General features: G+C 50.1%; 1 protein-coding gene. It reads left to right on the forward strand.

The genetic code is table 11. The annotated features are described in order from the left end of the window. Positions 1–252 precede the first annotated feature (252 nt). Positions 253–1,395 (forward strand): IS110 family RNA-guided transposase, encoded by a 1,143-nt coding sequence (locus tag EKD03_RS18220; RefSeq protein WP_129633874.1) that lies wholly within the window; start codon positions 253–255, stop codon positions 1,393–1,395. The last annotated feature ends 21 nt before the right edge of the window (positions 1,396–1,416 follow it).

Below are 1,416 nucleotides of genomic sequence, written 5' to 3' on the forward strand. Positions count from 1 at the left end.
CAGATATTATGAGTATAGGTCTTGAGGGAGAGTCCGAAGGGAGGCATCATTTTTAGGAGACTGCGGAAGTCTTGGAGAAGATGGAGGCTGGGCTTAACCTGGGATATACAAGCCCGATTGCAGATTAGCCAGCCTTCCTCGGACAATCCCTTGGGACCGCTTTTGGCGTGCACCCGGATAGAAGTATGAAGCCCGGGCTTTCGTGCGTGGGCCTTCGACTCGCCGGACTTCCGATAGATACAGGAGGTTGCTATGGCAAAGAAGCGTCTGGCAATGAATGATCCCAAGGTTGTCCCCATCGTAGGTGAATACTTTGGCGTTGACCTCCATAAGGATCAAATAACCTGGCATCGCATTGGGCGAACGAATGACGGTAGATTAATTCGGACCGCCGGAATCGTCTCCACCGACAGGCTCATAGAAGACTTCGTTCCCCTGTTGTCGACCGAAAGCTGCTATGTGATCCTTGAAGCGTCCTCTTCGGGTTTCTTCTTCTATAGCCTGGTAAGTCCGCATTGCTCGAAGGCTTTTGTCATCAATCCAAGCGCTTTCCGGGAACTCTACATGACGGGGAAGAAAACGGATAAGATTGACGCCAAGAGATTGGCTGACCGCCTTATGTACCATGTCGAAATGAATGACCCGGAAGATGGATTTCCGGAAGTCTTTGTTCCGGATGAAGAAGCGCTACAGCTCCGACGTTTGGTAACCACGTACGAGCTGCTGGTTAAACAAGCTACCCAGCTGAAGAATCAACTGAAAGCGATCTTCAAGGCTAAGATCATCTTCGGGTACGATGACATCCTTTCCGAGGGGATTGAAGAGGCTTTGAAGGATGAGCGGCTGGATACAGCCGATAAAGCGATAATCAAATCGATCAGGCTGGTTCATGATGCGCTGGAGATGGAAAAGGCTCAAATAAAGGAGGAAGTGCTCAAGATCGGAGCGCATCGATTTCGACGGGAAATCGACCTTCTGATAGGAATCCCCGGGGTAAGCATCATGGGGGCTACGGTTTTCATGGCCGACGTAGTTACGATCGACCGATTCTCGAACCCAAAGAAACTGACATCCTACCTAGCGAGCGTAGGGAAGGTGGATGCTTCCGGAACGACGGTCCGCAACGGCGGCCTGAACAAACGAGGTAGAAGAACCTCGTATCGATTTATACTGCAAGGGCTACTCCACGTAATCCATGGCAATGAATGCTTTGGCCGTTTCGTAGAACGGCATGCCGCAACGCGTCAGAACAAGGTTCGGGCTGCGATAGTCCGAAAAACCTTCGTGGCCATGTACTATATGCTCAAGAAGGAAGAGCCGTACCGTTTCTTTGACGAGAGGATCTATCTGAGGAAGCAGAAGGAACTTGGGAAAATAATTAAGAAAATCGCTTGACAGAATTCACTCATAGAAGGT

Source organism: Candidatus Oscillochloris fontis, assembly GCF_004138135.1.
Classification (GTDB): domain Bacteria; phylum Chloroflexota; class Chloroflexia; order Chloroflexales; family Chloroflexaceae; genus Oscillochloris; species Oscillochloris fontis.

Bases quoted from the DNA above. Each gene is read 5' to 3' on its own strand.
- EKD03_RS18220 (WP_129633874.1), top strand. From the start codon at position 253: ATGGCAAAGAAGCGTCTGGCAATGAATGATCCCAAGGTTGTCCCCATC.